This window comes from Corynebacterium sp. NML 120412 (assembly GCF_002285155.1).
GTDB classification, from domain to species: Bacteria; Actinomycetota; Actinomycetes; order Mycobacteriales; family Mycobacteriaceae; genus Corynebacterium; species Corynebacterium gottingense.
On sequence record NZ_NSGL01000001.1, the window covers coordinates 1,348,447 to 1,373,376 of the forward strand.

A 24,930-nucleotide genomic window follows, 5' to 3' on the forward strand; every position below is an offset into this window, starting at 1 on the left:
TTATCGCCAGTACCCCATGAACGACACGTGGTGGCGAGGCACACCTGCCTCTTTCACCAGGAGCCGCCGCATCGCCGTCACAGCCGTGTTCTTCCCTGCGATCCAGTAGTAGGTATGCCCTGCAGTACCCGAAGCGGGGGCGATAGATTCACCGCCGCTGGAGTACGTGGGTGTCTCCCAGACCATGTCGAGGAGGGCCTCATCAACTGGCTCTAGTTTTCCAGCTCCCGAAGATACTGAGGCACAGCGGGATGCGGCATCGTCTTGCAGTTGTGCACGAAGTAAATCCCCGTGGTCGACGTCGTGGTGTTCGCGGAAGTGCCAGCGGACGTCGACCTGCACAGGGGCGTCGATGGGCAAGTGGTTGCCGGCCGGTACCTCAATGTCAGCAGACCCGGCGAGGCCCTCGGGCCAATCCTCCAAGATGCGGGCTATTGCTGGAAGCGCGGTCTCGTCACCATAGAGGCATGCCATTGCTGCAGACCCCGGATTGAATTCGATGCCAACACCGGAATCATCGTCGCGGGTCGGCCCAATTATCAGGAGCTGCTGGCCAGGTTGCGCGTCCTCCGCCCATGCCGAGGCGGGGCCGGGGTTGTCACTGTGCAGAACAAAATCCACATCTATTTCATCAGGGCCGTCGGCGCATCGTCGGAGCTCTCGAATCGAGTAGGTACGGAGGTGCCCGCGCGTGCGCTCCGGCATCGCACGCCACGCGTCCCACCATCCTTCCTCTGGGAGGCTGAGCATTCCGCTGGCAGACGGGATCAGCAGCTTGATGCGCAAATCCCTGATGGGTACGGCAGGCCCCATTGCATTGACCCCGGTGAACGTCACTCGTTGGAAATTCGGCGCGACACGTTCACTACGGAGGACGGTTGCAAGGAAGGGCCTAAAACTCACCCTGCAGACTATATAGGATTGCCTTACCTAAAGGAAGAAGGGCGGGCTGTCGGCCCCCTTAGTGCCCGCGTGCCTGGTTCAGTGCCTCGCCGTCCTCGAAGTGCGGGCGCAGGTGGTTATCAAACAGGGACAGCGCCGCGCCGATGGCCATGTGCATGTCCAAGTACTGGTAGGTGCCCAGGCGCCCGCCGAAGAGCACCTTGTTCTCGCGGGACTCCTCGGCAGCAAGCTCGCGGTACTTCTTCAGCTTGTCGCGGTCCTCGGGCGTGTTGATCGGGTAGTACACCTCGTCGCCGTCCTCGGCGAAGCGGGAGAACTCCTTCACAATCACCGTCTTGTCGGCAGGGTATGCCTCCTGCCGCTCCGGGTGGAAGTGGCGGAACTCATGGATGCGGGTGTACGGCACGTCCGCGTCGTTGTAGTTCATCACCGGGGTGCCCTGGAAGTCGCCGGTCTCCAGCACCTCGCGCTCGAAGTCCAGGGTGCGCCAGCCGAGGTGGCCCTCGGCGTAGTCGAAGTACTGGTCCACGGGCCCGGTGTAGACCACGGGGGCGTCGGGGGATTCGGCGCGCAGCTCATCGCGGACGTCGAAGTAGTCGGTGGACAGGTGGACGTCGATAAGCTCATGCTCCGCCATCTTCTCCAACCAGGCGGCGTAGCCGTCGACCGGCAGGCCCTCGTAGGTGTCGTTGAAGTAGCGGTTGTTAAAGGTGTAGCGGACCGGGAGGCGGGAGATGATCTCCGGCGGCAGGTCGGTGGGGTCGGTCTGCCACTGCTTGGCGGTGTAGTGCTTGACAAAGGCCTCGTAGAGCGGCTTGCCAATCAGCGCGATGCCGCGCTCTTCCAGGTTGGTCGCGGCGGCCGGGTCGAGGCCCTCGCGCTGCTCCTCGATGAGCTTGCGTGCCTCATCCGGCGAGTAGTACTTGCCAAAGAACTGGTTGATCAGGCCCAGGCCCATGGGGAACTGGTACGCGGTGCCGTCGTGCATGGCAAACACGCGGTGCTGGTAGTCGGTGAAATCGGTAAAGCGGTTCACGTACTCCCACACGCGCTTGTTGGAGGTGTGGAAGAGGTGCGCGCCGTATTTGTGCACCTCAATGCCGGTGTCCGGGTCCTTTTCGGAGTAGGCGTTGCCGCCGAGGTGGTCGCGCTTTTCCACGATCAGCACGCGCTTGCCCAGCTCGCTCGCGGCCTGCTCCGCCACGGTCAGCCCAAAGAATCCGGATCCAACAACGATGAGGTCATAAGTCATGGTCTCAATCTTTGCATATTTGCTTATCGACGTAGCCCCGCCCGACACGACGACACGCCGGAAGTCTCAAGACTTACTTTAAACTTTAGATTCCTCTACACTGCTCAACAGATAACTGTTTTCACATCCGCCACAGGAGTTTCCAGGAGTCCTACCGTGCAACAACGCAAACGCCTTAATCCGGCGCCCACCCGGACCTCGCCGCTGCTGACCACCACCGTGGCCGCAATCCTCACCGTGGCCGTCGTCGCCGCGGGCGCCTTCGGCGGCAACCACATCCTCAACGTCCAGTCGGTCGGCGGCGCGGACGCCGAAATCTACTCCGACACCGCCTCCTTTGACACGGGCAACAACACCACGGTGGACGACGCCGCCGTGAAGACCCAGGGCGGCGACTCGCAGGCACGCCGCGTGGTCAAGGAGTTCAGCCGCGACCGCGAGTTCAACCTCTTCGGCCTGACCTGGAAGGGCGACCGCGACATCGTCGCCTACGTACGCTCGCAAAAGGCCGACGGCTCCTGGACCGAATGGTTCGAGATGGACCACGCCGACAACGCGCAGGGCGAGACCAACGGCACCGAACCGATCTTCGTCGAATCCACCAAGCGCATCCAGGTCTCCACCGGCAACGTCGACCTGCTGGATGAGGGCCGCACGGACTCCGCCGCCCCCACCACCGCGAAGGACCTGCAAGCCGTGTTCCTGGACGGCGGCAGCGGCAACGCGAACCCCATCGCCCCGGCGGCCGACTCCTACACCCGCGGCATGCCCAAGGTGATCACCCGCTCCCAGTGGGGCGCGGGTGCCTCCTCCAACCCCACCTACACCGAGCCGGTGACGGCGGCGACGGTGCACCACACCGCGGGCTCCAACAGCTACTCCGAGGCCGAGGCACCGGGCATTGTCCGCGGCATCTGGCAGTACCACGCCCGCAACCTGGGCTGGGGCGACATCGGCTACAACGCGCTGGTGGATAAGTACGGCAACATCTACGAGGGCCGCGCCGGCGGCCTGGACCGCGCCGTCGAGGGCGCGCACGTGGGTGGCTTCAACCAGAACACCTGGGGCGTGTCCATGCTGGGCGACTACGAGACCGCCTCCCCCACCGAGGCCGCCATCAACGCGATGGGCGAGATCATCGGCTGGAAGGCCGCCGTCGCCGGCTTCGACCCGATGGGCTCCGACTACCACTACGCCGACTTTTCCTTCCCGGGATCCCGCTACCCCGCGGGCCAGGGCGCGATGTTCCCCAACATCAACGCCCACCGCGACTTCCACTACAACGCCTGCCCGGGCCAGAACCTGTACAACCGGATGGGCGACATCCGCCGGATTGCCAACCGCAAGTACGACAGCCTCAAGGGCTCCACGGGCCTCGACTCCATCCTCAACCCGTCCAAGCCGGGCAACAACGGCGGGATTGATAACGGCCTGCCCGACAACGCCAACCCCGACGTCGAGGCCACCGACACCACCGTCGGCGACCTCTCCTCCGCCCTCGGCTCCAGCGACGCCGACACGGAGACCGTGACCAACCCTGACGGCACCACCACGACCGTGGTCCGCCCGAACGGCGACGCGCAGAAGGCGAAGAGCAACGTCTCCCTCGAGGGCCTGGCCGCCGGCGACGCCGTCGCCATCGCCGCCGCTGCCGGCACGCTCGCCGGCCTGGTCATCTTGTACGCCAACTCCCGCGGCCTGTTGCCCGGCGCCACCAAGTCCGTCGCCGGGATGGAGATCATCCCCGGCCTGACCGTGCAGCAGCTCACCCCGTACATCGGCCCCGCGCTGCAGGCGGTGGGCAAGCAGGACCTCGCTGACGTGTGGTACCAGTTCGAGCCGACCCTCGGCGCGATCACCGCCGGCGTGGGCGGCCCGCAGGTGGGCGGCCGCGAGTACGCCTTCTTCCAGAAGGGCATCGGTGTCAAGGACCGCCAGGGCCAGATCTACACGCTGGCTGGCAAGGTGGCGGACGCCTGGCTCCAGCAGGGCATGGACGCCGGCCCGCTCGGCATGCCGATCTCGCAGGAGCGCACGCTTGGCGACGGCACCGTCCAGGTCACCTTCCAAGGCGGCTCCATCAGCTACAACCCCGCCACCAACGCGGTAAACATCACGACCAACTAGGCCGTCAGGCCCGCAGCTAGGCCTGGTCGTAGGAGCGGCGCACCGCGTCCTCCCACCGCGCCACCAGCCGGTCCCGTTCGGGGCCGGCCCACGTGTTTTCCCAGGCGGTGGTGGGGCCGAGGGACAAGGGGGCGCAGATAAGCTTGGCCCCAATGCCCGCGGCCGACGCTGCGCCCATCACCGTGGTTTCCGTGTTCGCGGGGCGCTCGACGCGAAGGCCGAGGATGTCGGCCTGCATCTGCATGAGCAGGTCATTGGTGGTCATGCCGCCGTCGACGCGCAGCTCCGTTGGCTCGCCGCCCATCGCGCGCACCACCTCGAGCGCCTGCAGGCAGGTGGCCTCGAGCGCCGCGCGGGCGATGTGGCGGCGGTCCACGAACCTGGTCAGGCCCGTGATCACGCCGCGCGCGTCGGGGCGCCACCGCGGCGCGAACAGCCCGGAGAACGCCGGTACGATCACCACCCCGCCGCTGTTGTCCACCTGCGCCGCGAGCCGCTCCGACTCCTCCGCGGTACGCAGGATGCCCAGCTGGTCGCGCAGCCACTGGATCAGGGAGCCGCCGACGGCCACGGACCCCTCCTGCGCGTACACCGGCGGCTCGCCGTCGATCTGGTACGCCACGGTGGTAAGCAGGCCGTCGCTGCTGATTCGCGGCTGCGCACCCGTGTTGAGCAGCATGAACAGCCCAGTCCCGTAGGTCATCTTCGCCTCGTTCTCGCGCAGGCAGTGCTGCCCGAACAGCGCGGCCTGCTGGTCGCCCAGCACGCCCGCGATGGGCACCCCTGCGAGCGGGCCGCGGCGGCGCACGGTGCCGAACGTGCCTATCGACGCCCGTATCTCCGGCAGCAACCGCCGCGGGACTCCAATCTCCGCGCATAGGTCCTCGTCCCACGCGAGCGTGCGCAGGTCCATGAGCAGGGTGCGCGAGGCGTTCGTGACGTCGGTGACGTGCAGCGCACGCTCGGGTTCCCGCGCGCCGCCGGTGAGGTTCCAGATCAGCCAGGTATCAATGGTTCCGGCGAGCAGCTCGCCACGCTCGGCGCGCTCGCGCGCGCCTTCGACGTTGTCCAGGATCCAGGCCCACTTCGGTCCGGCCGGGTAGGAGTTGTGCAGCAGGCCGGTCCGCTCGAGGTAGCGGCCCGGGTCGGCGTCGTTTTCCGGGTTGGTGCGGGTGTCCTGCCACACGATCGCGTTGTAGATCGGCGCGCCCGTCGCCTTGTCCCAGATGACGGCGGTTTCGCGCTGGTTGGTCAGGCCGAGCGCGCCGATGTCGTCCTCGGCGATGTCGGCCTCCGCCATCGCCTCGCTCAGCGCGCGGCGGGTGTTGCGCCAGATCTCCATGGGGTCGTGCTCGACCCAGCCTTCGCGTGGCATGTGCTGGGTGTGCTCGAACTGCGCCTGGGCGACGACGCGTCCTTCGGTATCGGTGATGACCGCGCGGGTCGAGGTCGTGCCCTGGTCAATGGCGGCGATGAGAGGCATGCCGACAATTGTATGGTGTGGGCTAGATGTACTGACCGGGTACGTTGGTCAAGCGTGAGAAGGGCGGCTGGTTCCCGCAAGCGGTGTGGGGCCGGTGGTGGTTGTAGTAGTGCAGCCAGCCGTCGAGTTCTCCGCGGCGTTCGGTCTCGCTGGTGTAGCAGCGGGCGTAGGCCCAGCCGTCGGCCAGGGTGCGGTGGAAGCGTTCGATCTTCCCGTTGGTCTGCGGCCGATAGGGCCTGGTGCGCTTGTGCCGGATGCCGAGCTCGTGGCAGGTGTCTCGCCACAGGTGTGAGCGGTACGCGCCGCCGTTGTCGGACAGGACCCGCTCAACGGTCACCCCGCGTGCGTTGAACCACTCGACGGCCCGAACGAGGACCGCGGTGGCGGTGAGGGCGGTTTCATCGTCGTGGATCTCGGCGTAGGCGACGCGGGAATGGTCGTCGATGACGGTGTGGACGTAGGCCTTGCCCATCAACGGGTCGCTGTACTTGTTCTTGGGCTTGCCCGGGGTGGCGGCGCGGTTCTTCTCGCCCTGCTGGCGGCCGACGTAGCGCCAGCCGCCGCCGTCGGGGTTGTTGCCGAGCTTCTTCACGTCGACGTGCAGCATCGCCCCGGGGTGGTCGTGCTCGTAGCGGCGGACCGGCTCCCCGGTTGCCCGGTCGACATGCGAAAGCCGGTTCAGGTGCGCGTCGACGAGGATCCGGTGAACCGTCGACGGAGCGATCCCCAGCCGGCAAGCGAGCTGCACGGGTCCTTCTCGAAGACGGAGACGGAGCTGGATGCAGCGCTTCGTCGTCTTCGCGTTGGTCTTGTTCGGCGAGTGATGCGGCCGTGACGAGCGGTCCTGCATCGACTGGCCGGCGCGATAGCGGTCGGCCCAGCGCTTCACAGTGGGCCAGGAAACCTGGAACCGGGCGGCGACCTCGCTGATCGGCCAGCCCTGGTCGACCACGAGCTGGCCGACGATCAAGCGGTGGCGCGGGGTCAGTGCTGCGTTGGCGTGGAGCAAGAGCGTCCCCTTGGAATAGACGGAGGGGGCCGATAGCTCGACCCCCTCACGGTTGTTAGCGTGGATTCCTCTGTGGACCGCTGGCCCTAGGCCAGACCCTTTGCCAGCTCGATGGCGGTGAAGTGATGTACGGCGCTGGGCTGCTCGAGCTCGTCGAGCACCGCTAGGGCCAGGTCCGCAGGGGTGATCCGCGACGTGCCATCGTGGTTGATGAGGAGCGTGTCACCGCTACGGCGATAGGCGCCGGTTCCCTGTCCGGGCTCGAAGACTGCCGACGGACTCAGGTAGATCCAGTTCTGGTTCGGATGTTCGGTACACGCGTTGAACTGGTCGAGGCTGGCCGACGCGACGTCACGCCACTGGGTCGGCACGAAGGCGGGGTCGTCCAGGACGAGCAACTCTCGATCGTGAGGTGAGCGCAAGGGCGCTGCTCCTCCCACGACCAAGACCCGGACCCCCGCGACGGCGGCGTGGTCGAGGACACGGCTGGTCAGCGGAGCCACACGGCTTTCGTCGCCGGGGGCCATGCGCACGGCGAGCACGACGGCGTCTGCGTCGTTCAGGACGGGCTGCAAGGGTGCCTCGAGGTCTGTCAGATCGAGACGAGTGACGGTGGTATGCGGGTCGTTGGTCTCCTGTGGGTTCCGCGATACGGCAGTGACGTGGTGGCCGCGGCGTGTGGCCTCCTGCGCGATCGCTGCGCCGGCCATGCCGGTGGCTCCGAGAACCGTGATGTTCATGAATTGTCCTTTCGATGATGAGTGGGTGCGGGTAGCTGGCCACAGACCATGGCGGCCAGGGCGATCGCGAAGCCGAGGTACTGCTCGGCTCCGAGGTGTTCGTGCGCGATCAGGACGCCGAGCAGGGCGGCGACCAACGGCGAGAGAAGTCCCAGGAGGGCTGTGGACGTGACGGGCAGGCGTCGGATGCCGGTGAACCAGAGGCTGTAAGAGACCAGTGCCCCGACCAGGCCGAGCCAGGCGTACCCAAGCCAGCCACGACCGGAAATCACTGCCGGTGGCCCCTCCACCAGCAGCGCCGGGATCGCCAGCAGAAGGCCGGCGGCCGTCAGCTGCCAACCGGCCAATGCGATGGGCGAGACACCTTGGGGGAGCTTCCACTTCTTGGTCAGGACCACGCCCGTGGCCATGGCCCCTGTGCCACCGAGTCCTGCAGCCACACCCACCGGGTCCAGGGCGGCGCTCGGCCCAAGGACCACGAGAGCCACCCCCACGACACCCACGACACCCCATCCCAGGCGCCAGCCGGAGAGTTGCTCGTGGAGGACAGCCACGGCCAGCAGGGCAACGATGATGGGCTGCACCGCACCCAGCGTGGCCGCGACCCCGCCCGGAAGACGCTGCGCCGACAAGAACAGCAGGGGGAAAAACGCGGCCATGTTCAGACCGCCCAACACGAAGCTCTTCCACCACCACGAGCCGCGCGGCAGCTGCATCGACAGGCCCACCGCGATGATCCCTGCCGGCAGCGTCCTCATGAACGCGGCGAACAAGGGGTGTCCGGCTGGGAGGAGGTGGGTGGTCACGATGTACGTTGTCCCCCACGTAGCGGGGGCCAGCGCCGTCAGACAGGTCCACAGCAACGAACTGCGGGCACCATGGGAAGAAGTGTTCATAGATCCATTGTCAGTCGCCCACCAGCGGTGAGTCCAACACATTGTTCTCATCCAAACAATGACCTACAATCATGGTTTAGTGGAACTCCAACAGCTCAGGTACGTCGTGGCGATCGCCGAGGAGCGCAACTTCACGCGAGCAGCAGAACGCTGCTTCGTCGTGCAATCAGCACTGAGCCACCAGATCAAGGCCCTCGAACAGGAACTCGGCACGGCACTGTTCGTGCGCTCATCCCGTCGGGTGGAGCTGACCGCCGCCGGCGAAGCCTTCCTCATGGAAGCACGCGCCAGCCTCGCAGCCGCCGACCGTGCCGTGGCGGTCGCTGCCGAGGCCGTGGGCCAGGTCCGCGGAAGCCTATCGGTAGGTGTCATCCCGACGGTCACAGCCGTCAGCGTGCCCGACATCATCGCGGCCTTCCACGCCAGCCATCCCCACGTGGACCTCACCGTGCGGGGCGGGGGAAGCAATGAGTTCATGCGCGACCTCGGCAGCGGGAGACTCGACGTGGCCTTTCTCGGCGTGGACGCCGACGTCGCCCCAGCGTCCGGACTCACCGCGCACGAGATCGCCCGAGGGCGTCTCGTCGCCGTCATGGCGTCACAACACCGGCTAGCGCACACGGGCACCCTGGCCCTGGCTGACTTGGTCGACGAGACGTTCATCGACTTCCCGGCCGGTTCACCAGGCAGACTCCAAGGCGATCGGGCATTCGCTGCCGCAGGCCTTCAGCGCCGCGTGGGCTTCGAGGCGATGTCGACCGAGTTCATGCTCGCCCTCGTCGAACGTGGGTTGGGCGTCTGCCTGCTGCCCGTCGAATGTGTGCCGGCTAACCCAGCGCTGCGAGCAGTTCCCGTGGCCGATGGCCCCTGCCGGGCCGAGTACGTCGCGTGGGGCTCTTTCAATCCGAGCCCCGCGTCTCGGGCGTTCATCGAACAGGTCAAGGAATCAATCGCCCTGCACATGGTCGGCTGATGCCGGTCCCATCGATCAACGTCTCCGGTCCGTACAGCTAGAACCAGTGTTCCAGCACCTGCGCCACCCCATCTTCGGAGTTGGTGGCGGTGGTGTAGTCGGCGGCGTCGAGAAGCGCGGGCGCGGCGTTGCCCATCGCCACGCCCATCCCGGCCCAGGCGAGCAGCTCGAGGTCGTTGGGCATGTCGCCGAACGCGATGACCTGGGAGGCGTCAATGCCGTAGCTGGCGGCGAGCACGGACGCGCCGGTCGCCTTGTTCACGCCCGGGTGGGACAGCTCGATGAGGCCCTCGTCCATGGAATAGGTCAGGTGCGCGTCCTCCGGCTCGATGGTGGGCGCGACCAGGTCGAACAGTTCCGCGGAGCGCAGCTGCGGGCAGCGCACGAGCAGCTTGGCGGCGGGCTCGGCGACGATCTCCGCTGCGGTGCCAATGCCAAAGCTGCTGTCCCAGGCGTCCCGGTTGTACTCGGGGGTGATGAGGAAGCAGTCCTCCTCCGGGTCGAGCGCGCTTTGGCCGACGCGCTCCACCCCAAAGCCGTGCTGCAGGCCGTGCGGGGCGAGCGCCTTGCCGACGGCGTCGACGACGCGCTGCATCGTCTCCGGCGCGAGCTCGAAGGAGCGCACCACGGTGTCTTTCACCGGGTCGTAGACCACGGCACCGTTCGCGCACACGCAGGTCGGCGCGATGGGCAGCTGATCCAGCACCGGCATGAGCCAGCGGTGAGGGCGCCCCGTGGCCAGGGCGAACTTGGCCCCCGAGCGCACCGCGCGGACCACCGTGTCGCGCAACCTCGGTGTCACCCGGCCGGTGGGGGTGATGAAGGTGCCGTCGATGTCGCTGATGATGAGCTTGGGGGCGTGCATGAGTTTAGGTGCCTTTCTTGGCTTGCTTCGCGGCCTTCTTCGCCTTGCGTTCCGCGCGTTCGCGCTCGTACATCTCGGCCGCCTGCTCCAGCGTGGGCGCGCCGCCACCGAGGGAGGCGGGCACCCACTTGTCGCCGGGCGCAAACGGTCCGAACTCCGCGTCGTACTCCGCGCGGGACTGCTCGAGCATGCGCTGCATCGCCTGCTTGAGCCGCGCCGTGTCGGCCTCGGCGTCGCCGGTGACCTCGACCGGTGCGCCATAACGCACGATCACGCCGACGCCGCGGAACTTTTTGGGCAAATCTTTGGTCCAGATGCGGTGCGAGCCCCAGATCACGCACGGGATCAGCGGCGCGTCCGCCTGCGCGGCGATGCGTGCCGCACCCGTCTTGAAGTCCGCGAGCTCAAAGGAGCGCGAGATCGTGCCCTCCGGGAAGATGCCGACCAGGTCGCCGTCGCGGAGGCCGCGCACGGCGGCGTCGACAGCCGAGCCCCCGTTGTCCCGGTCCACCGGCACGTGCTTCATGGTGCGCAGCAGCGTCCCCAGCACGGGGATGTCAAACACGCCCTGCTTCGCCATGTATCGCAGCAGGCGCCCGCCCTGCAGGAGCGGGCCGGTGCCGGTGAGCATGAAGTCGTAGTAGCCGGTGTGGTTGGCAGCGATGATCGCGCCACCGCGCTCCGGGACGTGCTCCGCCCCCACCACGCGCACGCGCATGCGCTGCAGGCGCATCAGGCGATTGAACATGCGCACGGTGAACGGGTAGAGCCGCTCCTTCGACTCCACCGGGTGCTTCGCCGGGGCCCGGTAGTCCGCCGGGACGGTGAACCCGCGCAGCGTCTTCCACTGCGGTGCGGTGCCCATTAGGCCTCGAGCACTTCCTTGCCCACCCACGGCTGCAGCGCGGCGGGCACGCGGACGGAGCCGTCGGCCTGCTGGTTGTTCTCCAAGATAGCCACCAGCCAGCGGGTCGTGGCCAGGGTGCCATTCAGCGTCGCGGCGATCTGGGTCTTGCCGTTCTCGTCGCGGTAGCGGATGTTCAAGCGGCGGGCCTGGAAGGTTGTGCAGTTGGAGGTGGAAGTCAGCTCACGGTAGGTGTGCTGCGACGGCACCCACGCCTCGGTGTCAAACTTGCGGGCCGCGGAGGAACCGAGGTCGCCCGCGGCGACGTCGATGACGCGGTAAGGCACCTCCACGTCGGCGAGCATCTCGCGCTCCAGACCGAGCAGCTTCTGGTGCATGTCCTCTGCCTCTTCCGGCTTGCAGTAGACAAACATTTCGAGTTTGTCGAACTGGTGGACGCGCAGGATGCCCTTCGTGTCCTTGCCGTAGGAGCCGGCCTCGCGGCGGAAGCATGAGGACCAGCCGGCGTAGAGCAGCGGGCCGTCGGAGAGATCGATGATCTCGTCCTGGTGCAGGCCGGCCAGCGCCACCTCGGAGGTGCCCACCAGGTAGAGGTCATCGCGCTCGAGGTAGTAGATCTCCTCGTCGTGCTCATCCAGGAAGCCGGTACCCGCCATGATCTCGGGGCGCACCAGCACCGGCGGGACGACGACCTTGAAGCCAGCCTCGCGCGCCTTCTTCGCGGCGTGCATGAGCATGCCCAGCTGCATCCAGGCGCCGTCGCCGACCAGGTAGTAGAAGCGGGCGCCGCCGATCTTGGTGCCGCGCTTCATGTCAATCGCGCCGAGCGCCTCGCCCAGGTCCAGGTGGTCCTTGACCTCAAAGTCGAACTCCGGGACCTCACCGACGTGCTCGAGCACGACGAAGTCTTCCTCACCGCCGGCGGGCGCGCCCTGGATGGGGTTCGGGATCTTGAACTGCAGCGCCTTGACCTTGGCCTCTGCCTCCTCCTGCTCGGCCTCGGCGGCCTTCACGCGCGCCTTGAGCTCGTTCGAACCCTCCAGCAGTGCGGGGCGGTCCTCCGGCGCCGCCTGCCCAATCTTCTTGCCAAACGCCTTCTGCTCACCGCGCAGCTCGTCCGCCGCCTGGATCGCGGCGCGGCGCTGCTCGTCGGCGGCAATCAGCTGGTCAACCAGCGCCGGGTCCTCACCGCGGGCGGTCTGGGATTGGCGTACAACGTCCGGATTTTCGCGCAGGAATTTCAGATCAATCACAAGCACTCACTCTACCTTGTCGCCGCCCCACCGCAGCCGGGAATGGGGCGTGGCGTTGCGCACCGAGCTTAGCGACGCTTAGCGACGCACACCACATCCCATTTCACCCCAGCTGGTCATAACCAGCGCGGTATGGTGGAGGTATGATCACCAACGGCCCGGTCCCCAAACACGCCCAGCTGCGGGCACTGTTGGAGCGGCGCTGCGCCGAGGAACTCGCTCCCGGGGACCTGCTGCCCGGCGAGCGGGCGCTGGAGGAGGAGTACGGCGTTTCGCGCATCACGGTGCGGCGCGCAATTGGGGACCTCGTCGCGGACGGGAAGCTGCGGCGGGTGCGCGGCAAGGGCACGTTCGTGGCGCCGTCGCCGCTGGTAAGCCGCATGCACCTGGCGAGCTTTTCGGAGGAGATGCGTGAGCAGCGGGTGGACGCGGCGTCGATAATCTTGCACTCTGGCCTCGCCACTCCCCCGCTCGACGCGGCCGAGTTCTTTGGCACCGCGCCGGAGACCCCGCACATCCAGCTGCGCCGGCTGCGGCTTGGCGACGGCCAGCCCTACGCCGTGGACGACGCCTGGTACAACGCGGCGCTCGTCCCGGATCTACTCGAGCACGACGTGGAGCAATCCGTCTACTCGCTACTCCGTACCCGCTACGGGCTGCCCATCACCGAGGCGGAGCAGACCGTCACCGCAGCGAGCGCCACGGCCGCCAACGCGAAGGCGCTGGAGGTGCAAACCGGGACCGCACTGCTGCGCATCGTGCGGCGGGCCGGAAGCGGCGCGCGACCGGTGGAATACTGCACCTCGTGCTACCGCTCGGACCGCTACTGGCTGACCACCCGCGTCGGCCAGGACGCTGACTGCGGCGAGCAGTTGCCTAGTATGTAAGGCATGGTTTCGACTTCCAACGCCACCCGCGCGTTCCTCATCGCCGCGCTCGCCGGCTCGGTGGGCATGGGTTCCTACGCCATGACCACCGACGCGAACGCCCCAGGCGGGGGCGCGAACGGCGAGCAGGGACAACCCCAGGCGCAGACCAGCGAGCACGGCGCGCCGCCAACGCCGTTTACCACCGCTGACCAGGGCGCTTGCCTGACCTGGAACGTGGCCGAGGACGGCAGCGTCACCGACTTTGAACAGACCGACTGCGCCGTCGAGCACCGCTTCGAGGTGGCCTCGCGCCAAGACCTGGCCATCTACCCCACCTCCGAGTTCGGGCAGGACGCACCCATGCCCAACCCGACGCGCCAGGCCCAGCTGCGCGAGGAGCTGTGCGGCGCGTCCACCCTGCGCTACCTGGAGGGCAAATACGACCCGAACGGCCGCTACTCCATCGCGCCGATCCTCCCGCCGGCCGCGGCCTGGGAGGCGGGCGACCGCACCATGCTGTGCGGCCTGCAGGAGACCAACCGCGCCGGCGAGCAGCTGCTCACCACGGGCCGCGTCGCCGAGGAGGACCAGGCGCGCACCTTCGCGCCCGGCGAGTGCGTGGCCATCGACGGCGCGAACAACGCCACAGTGGTCGACTGCGGCCAGCCGCACCAGATGGAGATCACCAGCAAAGTCGACCTCGCACCGGTCTTCCCCGACGGCACGCCGTCCGTGGAGGACCAGGACAAGTACCTCGGCGACGCCTGCACCGAGGCCGCCCACACCTACCTGGGCAGCGAGGAGAACCTGTACCAGATCTCGCTGCAGCCGTTTTGGACCACGCAGCAGCCCGCCTCGTGGGACGGCGGCTCGCACAGCGTAAACTGCGCGCTCGTCTTCTCCTCGCCCAACGGCGGGTTCTCCGAGCTCACGGGCTCGGCAACCGGAGGCCGGGAGGCATTGCTTATCGACGGCACCCCGCCGCCGGAGCGACCCCAGCGCCGCCCGCTGCGCGAGAACCAGACGCCGGCCGCCTCCTCCGCCCCGGCCTCGCCTGCCCCAGAAGCCGCCCCGGAGGCTGCCCCGGAGACTGTGCAGTAATGGTCGAGGTCAGCGACGAGGAGTTCGAGGCGATGATCGACGACGCCCTGGACACCATCCCCGACGAGTTTGCCCGCCGGATGACCAACGTGGTCATCCTTGCGCGCGAGTTCAACGAGGACCAGCCCGAGATCCTGGGCCTGTTCGAGGGCGTGCCGCTGCCGGAGCAGCACGCCAACCACACCGGCTACCTGCCCGACGCGGTGTTCATTTACAAGCAGCCGCTCCAGGCGATGTGCCACTCCGTGGAGGAGCTGCGCCACGAGGTGGACGTGACCGTCAAGCACGAGGTGGGCCACTACTTCGGCATGGAGGAGCACGAGCTCCACGCCCTCGGCTGGGGCTAAGCGCGCTCCTGCTGCCCGAGTGTCCCGGCGCGGGCCGCGTCGACCCACTCCGCAGCCGCCGCGATGCGTGCGTCGCGCACCGGGTGCGGCCCGTCGGCGCAGCGCGGCCACGACCCAAGGAACCGGATGCGCGAGGAGCGCAGGTACACCCCGCGCAGCGCCTCCGCGACCGGCGCGTCATCGATGTGGCCGACGAGGTCAGCGAAGAAGTCGTACGTGTTCGGTTCCTTGCGGGTCGGGCGGGATTCGATGCGCGAGAGGTCCACGCCGCGGTAGGCGAACTCCTGCAGGATGCCCACCAAGCTGCCCGGCTCGTTGGGCGTCTGGAAGACGATGGAGGTGCGGTCGTTGCCCGTGCGCGCGGGCGGGGCCGCGACCGGACCCGCGAGGACGAAGCGGGTGCGCGCCGCCTCCAGGTCCGCCACGTTGCGGGCGTGAACCTCAAGCCCGAAGAGCTCGGCGGCGCGCTCCGGGGCGGCGGCGACGTCGGCCGCTCCCTCGGCGACCTGCTGCGCGGCGGCCGCGTTCGAGGTCGCGGCCTGGAAGGTGGCGCCCGGCGCGTGCTCGCCCATCCACCGTTTCACCTGCTGGTAGGCGACGGGGTGGGTGGCGAAGCGGGTGGCGCTCGCAAGCGATTGCCCCTTGCGAGTCATGATGGCAAACGCGATCTCCAGCTCGGTTTCGGCGAAGATCTGCACGCCCGGGGTGGCCAGGAGCGCGTCCGAGGTGGTGGTCACGGCTCCGTCGACCGAGTTCTCGATGGCCACCACCGCGCGGTCGGCCCGCCCCTCGGCCACCGCGGCGAGCGCCTCCGCCGACGAGTCCACGGCCACGAGCTCCGGTGCGGGCAGCGCGAAGGCGTGCACAGCCTGCTCAGTAAACGTGCCGGCAGGTCCCAGGTACGCGATACGGGTCATGGGCTTAAAGTTATCGCATGCGCCGCCGCCTCATCACCGAAATCATTCTCGTGCTCGCAGTCACCTTCGGCATGAGCGGGCTTCGCTCCGGGCTCAAGCTTATCGACGCCTACCTCACCGCCCCCTTGAACGAGCAGTCCACCACGCTGGTGCAGCAGGCCTCGGCCATCGGCTGGTTGGACCTGGCCATGCAGGTCGCCTCCGCGGGCACGCTGTTCGCGTGGGGCGGGCTGGCCTGGTACCTCCTTGGCTCTCGATGGTGCTGGCCGAGGTGGCGCGACTGGGCGCACGCGGCGGGGTTGGCCGCACTCATCGGGCTGCCGGGCCTGGCGTTCTACATTGGCGCGGTGCACCTCGGCCTGTCCAAGGTGGTGGTGCCCGCCACGGAGGCGGTGCAGATCCCCACCTCGCTGCTGTGGGCGCTGGCCAACGGCTTTGGCGAGGAGGTCGTGGTGGTGGCCTACCTGGTGACCCGGCTGCGGGCCCTGGGGTGGGCACCCTGGCAGGCGGTCGCGGCGTCGGCGGTGCTGCGCGGCTCCTACCACCTCTACCAGGGCGTTTCGGCGGGCGCGGGCAATATTGTGATGGGCGTGGTCTTCGCGTGCTACTTCCTGTGGCGGAGCAGGCGGAGCCACTCTGCGGCCGCAGAGTGGCGCACACCCGAGATCGGCGCCGTGTGGCCGCTGGTGCTCGCGCACTTCCTCATTGACTCCGTCGCGTTCGTGGCGTACCCGCTTGTAGACCTCTCCTGGCTGGGTATCTAGATATACTTCCGTGCTAGTCGGCTCCGCTGGTTTTTGCAACAATCACACGTCCTCGTAATCCGTCAGGATGCACGGCCTGGGCGCTGGCGAGCACGTGTCTACTCCTTGGAATTCATGCGCTGCCTAAAAAGCTGGCAAAGCAGTGCCATCCCGGCCACGGCAGCTGCAGAGCTACAGAGAACGGTAGGCGCCGCCTGTGCCGCTACGAGCAGTGAGCCAGCAGTCGCGCCCAGTGCTGATCCCAAGTAGTTAGCAGAGGCATTCGCGGCTACGGCAGTGGCGCCGTCAGCCGGGTTTGCCTGGAGAAGGATGTGCTGCTGGGGCGCAAGTGAGGCCCACCCGCACATTCCCCAAACAAATAGGCTCGCAACCAGAAGCCAGACGGTCTGCCCCTGCGTCATACCGAGCAACGCACAGATGAGCCCCACGAGGATGGTCACACTTAGACGCAGCGGATTGCACCGATCCATGAGTCTGCCTATACCTAGCGCACCCACCGCGCCTCCAACGCCCCAAACCCAAATCGCAAGAGTCTGGTGTGTGGCGAGACTTCCCACGGACAGAATCACGGTCATATATGTATAGAGCCCCAGAGAAGCTACGCCAGTCAGCAATGTCACTGTCACCGTGAGTAAGTTCTTGGGGCGCGCGATCGATCGCAGCCGGTCGCCCGCGCCCGACGCAGGTATTGCTGGCAGTTCTCCTCCCCGCACAGCGACTCCCACTAGTGATGCGCCACCGATAGCCACGATCAACAAAATGGCGGCTCGCCACCCCCAGCGATGTGCCAGCTCCAAGCCTATCGGGACACCGAACACGGTACCAACTGCCAAACCCGCAAGGACCAGGGCTAACGCGCGTCCCCGGCGTTCTTCTCCCACGAGTTCGGCGGCAACCGCGGACGATAAGGGCGAGTACACCCCCGCTGCCGCGCCAGCCACTATTCGGGTAACCAAGAACACCACGACGGTCGACGAGAGCGCTGTGGATAAGTTCGCCACTGTAAAAACCAGAAGGGAAAGGATCAGGCTCCGTCGTGATCTCCGACCCGCACGCCCAGCCAGCAGGGGTCCTGCTACTGCATATGCGCCGGTGAAGGCCGCCACCCCCAGGCCCACGGTGGATTCGCGTGCATTCATGGACGAGGCAATAGCAGGAAGAAGACCGGCAACAACGTAGGCGTCTAGCCCGAGAGCAACACTGCCCACCACGAAGGGCCAAAGCCGCCCCATCAAGCTCGTCCCGCCTTCGTGCCGGCGTTGGCGATCACAGCCGCAAGCACGCCCGGGAACAACTGATCTAGATCCTCACTTCTCAGCCGAATGAGACACGCACGACCTTCACTCCGCGTCCATGTCACACCCGCATCGCGCAGCATGCGGGTGTGATAAGTCAGGGTCGACCGAGGAAGATCGTCTGCGAGCTCGAGACTATCGTGCTCACCCCCGTCCGCTAGGCGACGAATCATCTCCAGACGCGTGGGATCGCTCAGGGCTGCCAACACTCTAGCCAGTGTGATCTCATCGGTTTCTGGATGGTGGTATGTGCGAGGGGACATGAAACCTCCTTCTTTCGTGCAGTGATACCTGCATGATAATCGTGCAGCAATTGTTGCACAACTCTTCTTCGGTAGCTTCCGACCGCCCCGTCCAGGGCATCTAGTGGCGGATTTCCCGGCGAACTCCCAGCGCGCGGCGCTACGAAGCAGTAGGTCCCACACGCCACAACCGTTACACTAAGTGCATGTCTTCGACGCCCCACTCCAACGACCCACGCGATCACCTGGGGGAGTTCGTGCTGGGCAAGGATGGAAAGCCCCTGGTAGACCGGTACGGTCGGCCAATCCGCAAGCGCAGCGCGCGCCAGGAGCCTCCCCGGCAGCCGGCGCCGCGCCAGGAATACGAGCCACGACGCGTCCCCGAATTCACCCGCGTGGAGCGCCCCCGACAGCAAGCGCCGCGCCAGGAATACCAGCCCCGTCGCACCCCGCAGTACTCGCGCCCGGCGCCCGAGCCCGCCCGCGAGCCGGTGCCGTCGCAGGTGTCGCGGGGGCGTCGAAGGGGAACGAAGCGGCGTCGAAAAGCGAAGGCCCCAGGCTGCGGCGTCCTCTTCCTCGCGCTGATCGTGCTCGTGGTGGTGGGCACGCTGTTTACCGACGCCCGCCTCACCCGCATCCAGGCGCTCCCGCCCGAGCAGATTGCGAACACTTCGGGCACGAACTGGCTGCTCGTCGGCTCCGACTCCCGCCAGGGCCTGAGCGAGAAGGACGTGGAGCGCCTCGGCACGGGCGGCGACCTGGGCACAACCCGCACCGACACGATCATGCTGCTACACCTCCCGCTGCACGGGAAGCCGACGCTGGTGTCCATCCCGCGCGACTCGTACGTGGCCGTCCCCGGCTACGGCTACGACAAGATCAACGCCGCGTTCGCGTACGGCGGCGCCCCGCTTCTGGCGCAGACCGTCGAGGAGAGCACTGGCCTGCACATCGACCGCTACGCCGAAATCGGCATGGGCGGGCTGGCCAACGTGGTCGACGCCGTCGGCGGCGTGGAGATCTGCGTGCAGGAGCCGATCGACGACCCCCTGGCCAACATCTCCGTCCAGCCCGGTTGCCAGAAGATGGACGGCGCGACCAGCCTGGGCTACGTGCGCACCCGCGCCACCGCACAGGGCGACCTGGACCGCGTCATGCGGCAGCGCGACTTCCTCGGCGCGATGCTGGACAAGGTGACCTCGCCCGCCGTGTTCCTCAACCCCTTCCGCCTGGTCCCGCTGCTGTGGACGGTGCCGACGATGTTCTCGGTCGGCGAGGGCGACCACATCTGGAACCTGGCCCGCATCCCGCTGGCGATGCGCGGCGGCATCAACGCAGAGACGATCCCGCTCGGTGGTTTCCAGGACACCGACGTGGGCAACGTGTTGCTCTGGGACGAGGCCGCGGCGGAGGAGCTCTTCGCGTCCCTGCGGTAATCACATCAGCCCCGACCACGCCGAGGACGTGTTTTGGGGCGACGCCGCAAACTCCTACCGGCTCTACAGGTAGTCGTAGTTGATCTCGGTGTCCGGGGCGAAGAAGACGCAGCCGCCCTCCATCGGGCGCAGGTAGATCGTGTCGCCCTGATCCACGTTGATGCCGCGCGGCACCTTCACCGTGATGCGGTCGCCCCGCACGGCGATCACGTCGTCGGCTTTCTCCTCGCGGCTGCCGTAGACGTACAGCTCGGAGCCGAGGTGCTCCACGATGTCCACGCGCACCGGCAGGCCGTACTGCTCGCCCGGCTGGTTCACGCCGAGGATCTCCCAGTTCTCGGGGCGGATGCCCACGATCACGCGGTCGGACTGCACCTTGGCCATCTGCTCCGCCGGCATGTGGTAGTCCAGCGCGTGGTCCTTGCCGCCCGCGACGCGGTTGCCAACCACCGGCACGTTCTCAATCAGCGTCATCGCCGGGGAGCCGATGAAGGTGGCGACGAAGGTGTTGCCCGGGTTCTCGTACAGCGTGTTCGGGGCGTCGACCTGCTGGATGATGCCCTTCTTCAGCACGCAGACGCGGTCACCCATGGTCATCGCCTCGGTCTGGTCGTGCGTGACGTAGACCGTGGTGGTGTTCAGCTCCCGCTGCAGCTGCAGGATCTGGGCGCGAGTGGACACGCGCAGCTTCGCGTCCAGGTTGGACAGGGGCTCGTCCATGAGGAAGACCTTCGGCTGGCGCACGATCGCGCGGCCCATGGCCACGCGCTGGCGCTGGCCGCCGGACATGGCGGACGGCTTGCGGTCGATGAGGTCCTCGAGCTCGAGCATCTTCGCCGCGAAGTTCACGCGCTCCTCAATGGTCGCCTTGTCCACCTTGGCGTTCTGCAGGGCGAACGCCATGTTCTGGCGCGCAGTCATGTTGGGGTACAGCGCGTAGGACTGGAAGACCATGGCCACGTCTCGGTCGCGGGAGCGGGTCTCGGTGACGTCGGTGCCGTCGATAAGAATCTGCCCCTCGTCAACCGGCTCCAACCCGGCGAGCATGCGCAGCGTGGTGGACTTGCCGCAGCCCGACGGGCCTACAAGCACCAGGAACTCGCCGTCGGCGATCTCCAGGTTGAGGCGGCTGACCGCCGGCGGCTTCTGCGGATCGTAGATCCTGGAGGCCTGGCGGAATTCAACTGTGGCCATGATGTCCTTTCAGGTGGTGCGAAATGTGCAGGGTGCGGGCTTAGAGCTTCGGTGTGATGTCGCGGTCGATGACGCCCTGGGTCTCCTTCTGCAGGTCGGCGAAGGTCTGCTCCACGTCCTGGCCGCCGACGGTGATGCGGTCGAGCGCGCCGCCGATGCGCTGGCCGCCGCCCGAGACGAACACGCGGGCGTAGTCCTGCGGCTTGGTGTTCTCGTTCAGCTGCTTGATCGCGGTCTCCGCGTTCGGGTTCTCCTCCAGGAACTTCTTCTCCTCCGGATCCTCCAGGGCGTCCTTACGCACCGGCATGTAGCCAGTCTTCTGGGAGAACTTGATGGTGTTCTTGGTGTTGGTCATGAAGTCGATGAACTTCACCGCGTTGGCCTTGCGCTCATCGGAGATGCCGTTAGGCACGGCCAGGCCGGCACCGCCGGTTGCGGCGGACGGGCCAGGGCCGGGCAGGTAGGTAGTGATGAACGGGATGGTCGCGGTCTCCTTCAGGCCGCCGAGGGAGCCGGTGGACTCCAGCAGGCCGGACGCCTTGCCCGAGCCGAACGCGACGGTCGGGTCGGTCGCGATCTCGATGTGGCCCTCCTTCACCTGATCCTGCAGGAACTTGCCCGCCTCGATGGACTCAGGGGAGGTGAAGTTCGGCTCCCACTCGTTGGAGTAGGACCCGCCGAATGCCCAGATCATGCCCTGGAAGTACCAGTCCAGGTAGTTGGAGCCGTCCGGCACGGTCACGGCCGGCTTGTTCAGCTTCTCCTTGATGGCGGTCGCCCACTCGTCGAACTCCTGCCAGGACTCCGGGCCGCGATCGGTCGGCAGGCCCGCAGCCTTGAGGTCGTCGGTGTTCCAGTACATCAGGTTGGTGGAGCGGGAGTACGGGACGCCGTAGTGCTTGTCGTTGTACTTGTAGTCCTCGCGCAGGGTGTCGACGTAGCTGTCGGCGTCGATGTCGTTCATCTCCCACAGCTCATCCAGCGGGGTGGTTGCCTCGTTGAGCGCGAAGTTGAACCAGGTGACGTCGGAGGCCACGAGGACGTCCGGCTGGTCGCCGCCGGCCAGCGATGCATTGAAGCGCTGCGCCACCTCCTCGTAGTTGGAGCCCGCGGTCACCAGCTCGACGTGCAGGTCCGGGTTCTCCTGTTCAAACTCCTTGATCATTTCCTCTTCCAGGTCGCGGGAGGAACCCGGGTGGTTGGACCAGAAGGTGATGGTGTTGGCGTCGCCGGAGTCCTTGGAGCCGTTGGAGGCGGTGGTGGAGCCGCCCGCGCAGGCGGTCAGCGAGACGGTGGTGAGCAGTGCTGCGCCCAGGGCGGCGATGCGCTTGGTGTGACGGGACATGGTGTTTCTCCTTGATGTGTTGTTGGAAGTGTTGCGGTTGGTGGGGGTGACGGTGGCGTCGAGAAGCGCCTAGCCCTTCACCGCACCAGCGGTGAGGCCCTTGATCATCGGCTTCTGCAGGATGAGGAAGATGATGATCATGGGCAGGGTGGTCAGCACGGTGCCGGCCATCACCGGGGCCCAGTTGGTCACGCCCTCGGCGTCCTGCAGGCGGGTCAGGCCGACGGGCAGGGTGGCCGCCGCCGGGGTGTCCGTGATCAGGAATGGCCACAGGTACTGGTTCCACTCGTTGACCACGGTGATCAGGACGAACGCGGAGAGCGTCGGCCACGACATGGGCAGCACCACGCGGAAGAGGGTGGTAAAGAAGCCCGCGCCGTCCATGCGTGCGGCCTCCAGGATCTCCGGCGGCAGCGACTGGAAGTGGTTGCGCATGAGGAACGCGCCGAAGGCGACGCCGGCCAGCGGGATGATCACACCGGCGTAGGTGTCGCGCCAGCCGAGCGAGGCCACCAGCGAGTAGTTGGAGATGATGGTGATCTGGTTGGGCACCATCAGCGAGGCGATGATGAGCAGGAACAGCAGGTTGCGGCCCGGGAAGCGCAAGAACGCGAAGGCGTAGGCCGACAGCACGCCGAGGACCACCTCAATGATGGTGAGCACGAGCGTGATGATGACGGAGTTCTTCAGGTAGCTGGCAAAGCCGGAGGTCTGCCACACGTACGAGTAGTTTTCCGCCTTGAACGGGTTGGGCCAAAACGAGATCGGATCCGAGTAGACGTCCTGGAACGACTTAAAGCTGGTGATGAAGATGAAGTACAGCGGCACCATGATCACCAGCACCGTCAGCACGAGCGCGATGTAGCCCAGCACCTTCACCGCCGGGTGCGAGTGGTCCATCGGCGCGCCCTTGCGCTTGCGCTGCGTTTCCGTGATCACCGGCTCCACGTCGGACTGGGAGCCCGGCACCGGGGGCAGGTCGCCCTGGGGAGCGGTGTTGGCAGCGGTGTGCGTGACCGCCGGGATGGTCTGCTTCGTAGACATTTACTTCTCCATCCTTTCCTGCATCTTCACCTGGATGACCGTGATGATGAGGACCACGAGGAACATGATCGTGGCCACCGCGGCGCCGTAGCCGGCGCGGTTGTTCACAAACGTCTCCTGGTAGACCTGGAACACCATCGTGGAGGTGCCGTAGCCGAACGGACCGCCGCCGGTCATGGCGTTGATGATGTCGAAGACCTGGAACGAGTTCAGCAGCACCGTGATGAGCAGGAAGAAGGTCGTGCCGCGCAGCTGCGGCAGGACCACGCGGAAGAAGTGGCGCGCCGGCGAGGTGCCGTCGATCTCCGAGGCCTCGTCCAGGTCGCGGCGGCGCCCCTGCAGCGCGGCGAGATAGATGACAAAGACGTAGCCCACGTTCTTCCACACGTAGGTGACGGTGACCATGAACAGCGCCCAGTTCTGCTGTTGGTAGAAGTTGGGCACGTCCACCCCAATCTTGCCCAGGAAGAACTGGATGAGGCCGTAGGAGGGGTCGAAGACGAACTGGAAGGCCACGCCGATCGCCGCGCCGGCGATGACGTAGGGAGCGAAAACCATGGAGCGCACCGCGGCGCGGCCGAACAGCTTCTGGTCCAGCAGCAGCGCCAGCGCCAGCCCGATCACCATGGAGCCGGCGACGGCGAAGAAGGTGAACACGACGGTGTTAAACACCACGCGCCCGGTGTCCGGGGCCTGGAACCAGTCAATATAGTTCTGCAGGCCGACAAAGTGCATCGTCGGCGAGGAGATGTTCCAGTCGTAGAAGGAGATGCGGATGTTATCTACCAGCGGCCGGTAGGTAAACAGAATGAGGAGCAGCAGGTTCGGGCCGATGAGCAGCGCGGCCAGGCCGATCTGCCGCCAATCAAACTTCCGTTTGCGCGGGTTGCGCGCGTACTCCTCGGAGACCTCCGGGACTTCGGAGACCGCAGGAATCCGCGCGCGCGTCTGCGATGTGGGTTGCATGCGCAAGAACTTAGAGGCCCCGGGTGAACATCCGGTTGACAGAAAGTTCTCCCCGAGAAAACTACTTGCAAACTTCAAGAGATCTGCAAGAGATGTACAAAAGCTCTGCGCGACAACTGTCTTTCAGCTGGGTTTAGATGGTCACCTGGCGCGACTTAATGTTGTCCAGCTGCTTGCGCTCGGCGGCGGTGAGCTGCGCGTCGTTGCCCAGCTCCGCCTCCAGCTTCGCGTCCAGCGCCTGCAGCGCCTCCGCGTAGGACTCCGGAGCGACCTCCGGGTCCAGGTCCCACACCGGCACGACCACGCCGTGGGTGCGGAACGCGCCGGCGAACTTCGTGCCCTCGCCCAGCACCAGCTCGCCCTTCGCGGCGATGCGCGCGAGCGCGTTGAGCACCTGCGCCTCGTTCTCCTCCGTGCGGATCCAGCGGATGTGCGCCTTCCCGCCGCCCGGGTTGACCCACCACACGGCGCCCGGCACGCCCGCGCTGACCTCGGCGGACGGCCACACAGCACCGTTCGCCTGGTTCATCGCCTGCCGCAGCTGCGCGGGGACGTCCTCGCCCTCGGCGAACCACCAGTTGAAGTCGTTGTGGACGGTGATCTCGGGGGTGAAGGTGGCGTCGATAAGCGCCTTGAGCTCCGGCTGGCTCCCATCGGCGGCGGTGGACTGGAGCGTCTCGCCCGGCTTCGCCTCGAGCACCCAGCTCAGCGCGTACGCGAGGTCGCGGCCGGGGTTCTGCGAGTGCGCGCCGACCTGCAGGGCCACGAGCCGCTCGCCGCTCTCGCGCACCATTGCCGCGGCCGCGCCCGGCAGCACGGTGGCCACGGTGACGTCCTCGCCCTTGACCTGGAACTTCGCGCTTGCCGACGGCACGAACTCCTGCAGCGCGATCAACTCGGCCTCAGCGGCGAGCCCGCCGAACGGGCGGGGATCCTTCTGCAGCGCCTCGCGCTCCTTCGCGCGCGCGGCCATCTTGGCCTGGCGGCGGCTCATGCCCTCGGGCAGGTCCTCTTGCTTCTTACGCTTCTTCTTAGCCATGCGGT

Annotated in this window: 24 protein-coding genes; 7 read left to right on the forward strand and 17 right to left on the reverse strand. The window is 66.8% G+C overall.

Going from position 1 to position 24,930, the window contains the following annotated elements; translation table 11 throughout:
• Both CKJ84_RS06135 and glf read right to left on the reverse strand, forming a co-directional pair.
• Entirely contained in the window at positions 1–903 is a 903-nt protein-coding gene (locus CKJ84_RS06135; RefSeq protein ID WP_095546251.1) for a siderophore-interacting protein, read from the reverse strand.
• Positions 904–961: 58 nt separating this feature from the next.
• The gene (gene glf, locus CKJ84_RS06140; protein WP_095546252.1) at positions 962–2,155 is read right to left on the reverse strand and encodes a UDP-galactopyranose mutase; all 1,194 of its coding nucleotides are present in this window, start codon (positions 2,153–2,155) and stop codon (positions 962–964) included.
• A 156-nt stretch (positions 2,156–2,311) separates the two neighbouring features.
• Here glf and CKJ84_RS06145 point away from each other — a divergent pair, with 156 nt between their 5' ends.
• Entirely contained in the window at positions 2,312–4,282 is a 1,971-nt protein-coding gene (locus CKJ84_RS06145; protein WP_095546253.1) for an N-acetylmuramoyl-L-alanine amidase, read from the forward strand.
• Positions 4,283–4,298: 16 nt separating this feature from the next.
• On the opposite strand, the gene glpK is transcribed toward CKJ84_RS06145, so the two are convergent.
• The 4 genes from glpK to CKJ84_RS06165 all read right to left on the reverse strand — a co-directional run bounded on the left by glpK (position 4,299) and on the right by CKJ84_RS06165 (position 8,410).
• Positions 4,299–5,765 carry a glycerol kinase GlpK gene (glpK, locus tag CKJ84_RS06150; RefSeq protein WP_095546254.1) on the reverse strand — a complete coding sequence of 489 codons (1,467 nt, stop codon included), beginning with the start codon at positions 5,763–5,765 and terminating at the stop codon, positions 4,299–4,301.
• Between the two features lie 22 nt (positions 5,766–5,787).
• Entirely contained in the window at positions 5,788–6,774 is a 987-nt protein-coding gene (locus CKJ84_RS06155; protein WP_095546255.1) for an IS481 family transposase, read from the reverse strand.
• A gap of 86 nt (positions 6,775–6,860) precedes the next feature.
• Positions 6,861–7,514, reverse strand: coding sequence for an NAD(P)-dependent oxidoreductase (locus CKJ84_RS06160; protein ID WP_036316262.1), 654 nt, complete (start codon positions 7,512–7,514; stop codon positions 6,861–6,863).
• On the reverse strand, positions 7,511–8,410 hold the full coding sequence (locus CKJ84_RS06165; protein WP_095535989.1) for an EamA family transporter: 900 nt from the start codon (positions 8,408–8,410) through the stop codon (positions 7,511–7,513). The genes CKJ84_RS06160 and CKJ84_RS06165 overlap by 4 nt, the downstream gene beginning before the upstream one ends.
• A gap of 58 nt (positions 8,411–8,468) precedes the next feature.
• Between CKJ84_RS06165 and CKJ84_RS06170 the strand changes: the two genes are divergently transcribed.
• On the forward strand, positions 8,469–9,383 hold the full coding sequence (locus tag CKJ84_RS06170) for a LysR family transcriptional regulator (RefSeq protein WP_095535988.1): 915 nt from the start codon (positions 8,469–8,471) through the stop codon (positions 9,381–9,383).
• Between the two features lie 37 nt (positions 9,384–9,420).
• On the opposite strand, the gene CKJ84_RS06175 is transcribed toward CKJ84_RS06170, so the two are convergent.
• Genes CKJ84_RS06175 through serS form a run of 3 tightly spaced genes read right to left on the reverse strand, consistent with a single transcriptional unit; the run spans position 9,421 to position 12,366 of the window.
• Positions 9,421–10,248: an HAD family hydrolase gene (locus CKJ84_RS06175; RefSeq protein WP_095546256.1), complete on the reverse strand. Its 828-nt coding sequence runs from the start codon at positions 10,246–10,248 to the stop codon at positions 9,421–9,423.
• A gap of 4 nt (positions 10,249–10,252) precedes the next feature.
• Complete coding sequence (locus CKJ84_RS06180; protein ID WP_095278891.1) at positions 10,253–11,113, reverse strand: 1-acyl-sn-glycerol-3-phosphate acyltransferase; 861 nt, start codon at positions 11,111–11,113, stop codon at positions 10,253–10,255.
• Positions 11,113–12,366, reverse strand: a complete 1,254-nt coding sequence (gene serS, locus CKJ84_RS06185) for a serine--tRNA ligase (RefSeq protein WP_095536086.1) — start codon at positions 12,364–12,366, stop codon at positions 11,113–11,115. The genes CKJ84_RS06180 and serS overlap by 1 nt, the downstream gene beginning before the upstream one ends.
• Before the next feature lie 143 nt (positions 12,367–12,509).
• On the opposite strand from serS, the gene CKJ84_RS06190 reads away from it, so the two are divergent.
• The 3 genes from CKJ84_RS06190 to CKJ84_RS06200 are packed head-to-tail and all read left to right on the forward strand — an operon-like array spanning position 12,510 to position 14,683.
• Positions 12,510–13,253 (forward strand): GntR family transcriptional regulator, encoded by a 744-nt coding sequence (locus CKJ84_RS06190; protein ID WP_095535985.1) that lies wholly within the window; start codon positions 12,510–12,512, stop codon positions 13,251–13,253.
• Positions 13,254–13,256: 3 nt separating this feature from the next.
• Positions 13,257–14,336 (forward strand): septum formation family protein, encoded by a 1,080-nt coding sequence (locus tag CKJ84_RS06195; RefSeq protein WP_095546257.1) that lies wholly within the window; start codon positions 13,257–13,259, stop codon positions 14,334–14,336.
• The gene (locus CKJ84_RS06200) at positions 14,336–14,683 is read left to right on the forward strand and encodes a metallopeptidase family protein (protein ID WP_095278888.1); all 348 of its coding nucleotides are present in this window, start codon (positions 14,336–14,338) and stop codon (positions 14,681–14,683) included. The genes CKJ84_RS06195 and CKJ84_RS06200 overlap by 1 nt, the downstream gene beginning before the upstream one ends.
• On the opposite strand, the gene pheA is transcribed toward CKJ84_RS06200, so the two are convergent.
• Entirely contained in the window at positions 14,680–15,600 is a 921-nt protein-coding gene (gene pheA, locus CKJ84_RS06205; protein WP_095546258.1) for a prephenate dehydratase, read from the reverse strand. The two genes, CKJ84_RS06200 and pheA, sit on opposite strands and share 4 nt — an antisense overlap.
• A 17-nt stretch (positions 15,601–15,617) precedes the next feature.
• Here pheA and CKJ84_RS06210 point away from each other — a divergent pair, with 17 nt between their 5' ends.
• Positions 15,618–16,364 carry a CPBP family intramembrane glutamic endopeptidase gene (locus CKJ84_RS06210; RefSeq protein WP_095546259.1) on the forward strand — a complete coding sequence of 249 codons (747 nt, stop codon included), beginning with the start codon at positions 15,618–15,620 and terminating at the stop codon, positions 16,362–16,364.
• Between the two features lie 98 nt (positions 16,365–16,462).
• On the opposite strand, the gene CKJ84_RS06215 is transcribed toward CKJ84_RS06210, so the two are convergent.
• The gene (locus CKJ84_RS06215) at positions 16,463–17,596 is read right to left on the reverse strand and encodes an MFS transporter (RefSeq protein WP_233125556.1); all 1,134 of its coding nucleotides are present in this window, start codon (positions 17,594–17,596) and stop codon (positions 16,463–16,465) included.
• The gene (locus CKJ84_RS06220; protein ID WP_095278884.1) at positions 17,596–17,922 is read right to left on the reverse strand and encodes a helix-turn-helix transcriptional regulator; all 327 of its coding nucleotides are present in this window, start codon (positions 17,920–17,922) and stop codon (positions 17,596–17,598) included. The genes CKJ84_RS06215 and CKJ84_RS06220 overlap by 1 nt, the downstream gene beginning before the upstream one ends.
• A 185-nt stretch (positions 17,923–18,107) precedes the next feature.
• Between CKJ84_RS06220 and CKJ84_RS06225 the strand changes: the two genes are divergently transcribed.
• On the forward strand, positions 18,108–19,337 hold the full coding sequence (locus CKJ84_RS06225) for an LCP family protein (protein ID WP_095535981.1): 1,230 nt from the start codon (positions 18,108–18,110) through the stop codon (positions 19,335–19,337).
• A 63-nt stretch (positions 19,338–19,400) separates the two neighbouring features.
• Here the strand turns inward: CKJ84_RS06225 and CKJ84_RS06230 are convergent, their stop codons facing one another.
• The 5 genes from CKJ84_RS06230 to CKJ84_RS06250 form a co-directional block, all read right to left on the reverse strand.
• The gene (locus CKJ84_RS06230) at positions 19,401–20,531 is read right to left on the reverse strand and encodes an ABC transporter ATP-binding protein (protein ID WP_095535980.1); all 1,131 of its coding nucleotides are present in this window, start codon (positions 20,529–20,531) and stop codon (positions 19,401–19,403) included.
• Positions 20,532–20,571: 40 nt separating this feature from the next.
• Positions 20,572–21,876: an ABC transporter substrate-binding protein gene (locus tag CKJ84_RS06235; protein ID WP_095537438.1), complete on the reverse strand. Its 1,305-nt coding sequence runs from the start codon at positions 21,874–21,876 to the stop codon at positions 20,572–20,574.
• 69 nt (positions 21,877–21,945) lie between these two features.
• Positions 21,946–22,920, reverse strand: coding sequence for a carbohydrate ABC transporter permease (locus CKJ84_RS06240; protein ID WP_095546261.1), 975 nt, complete (start codon positions 22,918–22,920; stop codon positions 21,946–21,948).
• Complete coding sequence (locus CKJ84_RS06245; protein ID WP_095546262.1) at positions 22,921–23,886, reverse strand: carbohydrate ABC transporter permease; 966 nt, start codon at positions 23,884–23,886, stop codon at positions 22,921–22,923.
• A 133-nt stretch (positions 23,887–24,019) separates the two neighbouring features.
• Complete coding sequence (locus CKJ84_RS06250; RefSeq protein ID WP_095546263.1) at positions 24,020–24,925, reverse strand: DUF5926 family protein; 906 nt, start codon at positions 24,923–24,925, stop codon at positions 24,020–24,022.
• Between the last annotated feature and the right edge of the window lie 5 nt (positions 24,926–24,930).

Excerpts from the sequence above, each read along its gene's own strand:
- CKJ84_RS06165 (WP_095535989.1), bottom strand. The coding sequence starts at position 8,410 with ATGAACACTTCTTCCCATGGTGCCCGCAGTTCGTTGCTGTGGACCTGT.
- CKJ84_RS06245 (WP_095546262.1), bottom strand. The coding sequence starts at position 23,886 with ATGCAACCCACATCGCAGACGCGCGCGCGGATTCCTGCGGTCTCCGAA.
- CKJ84_RS06175 (WP_095546256.1), bottom strand. The coding sequence starts at position 10,248 with ATGCACGCCCCCAAGCTCATCATCAGCGACATCGACGGCACCTTCATC.
- glf (WP_095546252.1), bottom strand. The coding sequence starts at position 2,155 with ATGACTTATGACCTCATCGTTGTTGGATCCGGATTCTTTGGGCTGACC.
- CKJ84_RS06190 (WP_095535985.1), top strand. The coding sequence starts at position 12,510 with ATGATCACCAACGGCCCGGTCCCCAAACACGCCCAGCTGCGGGCACTG.
- CKJ84_RS06235 (WP_095537438.1), bottom strand. The coding sequence starts at position 21,876 with ATGTCCCGTCACACCAAGCGCATCGCCGCCCTGGGCGCAGCACTGCTC.
- CKJ84_RS06180 (WP_095278891.1), bottom strand. The coding sequence starts at position 11,113 with ATGGGCACCGCACCGCAGTGGAAGACGCTGCGCGGGTTCACCGTCCCG.
- CKJ84_RS06210 (WP_095546259.1), top strand. The coding sequence starts at position 15,618 with ATGCGCCGCCGCCTCATCACCGAAATCATTCTCGTGCTCGCAGTCACC.
- CKJ84_RS06220 (WP_095278884.1), bottom strand. The coding sequence starts at position 17,922 with ATGTCCCCTCGCACATACCACCATCCAGAAACCGATGAGATCACACTG.
- CKJ84_RS06160 (WP_036316262.1), bottom strand. The coding sequence starts at position 7,514 with ATGAACATCACGGTTCTCGGAGCCACCGGCATGGCCGGCGCAGCGATC.
- CKJ84_RS06250 (WP_095546263.1), bottom strand. The coding sequence starts at position 24,925 with ATGGCTAAGAAGAAGCGTAAGAAGCAAGAGGACCTGCCCGAGGGCATG.
- CKJ84_RS06195 (WP_095546257.1), top strand. The coding sequence starts at position 13,257 with ATGGTTTCGACTTCCAACGCCACCCGCGCGTTCCTCATCGCCGCGCTC.
- CKJ84_RS06225 (WP_095535981.1), top strand. The coding sequence starts at position 18,108 with ATGTCTTCGACGCCCCACTCCAACGACCCACGCGATCACCTGGGGGAG.
- CKJ84_RS06200 (WP_095278888.1), top strand. The coding sequence starts at position 14,336 with ATGGTCGAGGTCAGCGACGAGGAGTTCGAGGCGATGATCGACGACGCC.
- CKJ84_RS06240 (WP_095546261.1), bottom strand. The coding sequence starts at position 22,920 with ATGTCTACGAAGCAGACCATCCCGGCGGTCACGCACACCGCTGCCAAC.
- glpK (WP_095546254.1), bottom strand. The coding sequence starts at position 5,765 with ATGCCTCTCATCGCCGCCATTGACCAGGGCACGACCTCGACCCGCGCG.
- CKJ84_RS06230 (WP_095535980.1), bottom strand. The coding sequence starts at position 20,531 with ATGGCCACAGTTGAATTCCGCCAGGCCTCCAGGATCTACGATCCGCAG.
- pheA (WP_095546258.1), bottom strand. The coding sequence starts at position 15,600 with ATGACCCGTATCGCGTACCTGGGACCTGCCGGCACGTTTACTGAGCAG.
- CKJ84_RS06215 (WP_233125556.1), bottom strand. The coding sequence starts at position 17,596 with ATGGGGCGGCTTTGGCCCTTCGTGGTGGGCAGTGTTGCTCTCGGGCTA.
- CKJ84_RS06170 (WP_095535988.1), top strand. The coding sequence starts at position 8,469 with ATGACCTACAATCATGGTTTAGTGGAACTCCAACAGCTCAGGTACGTC.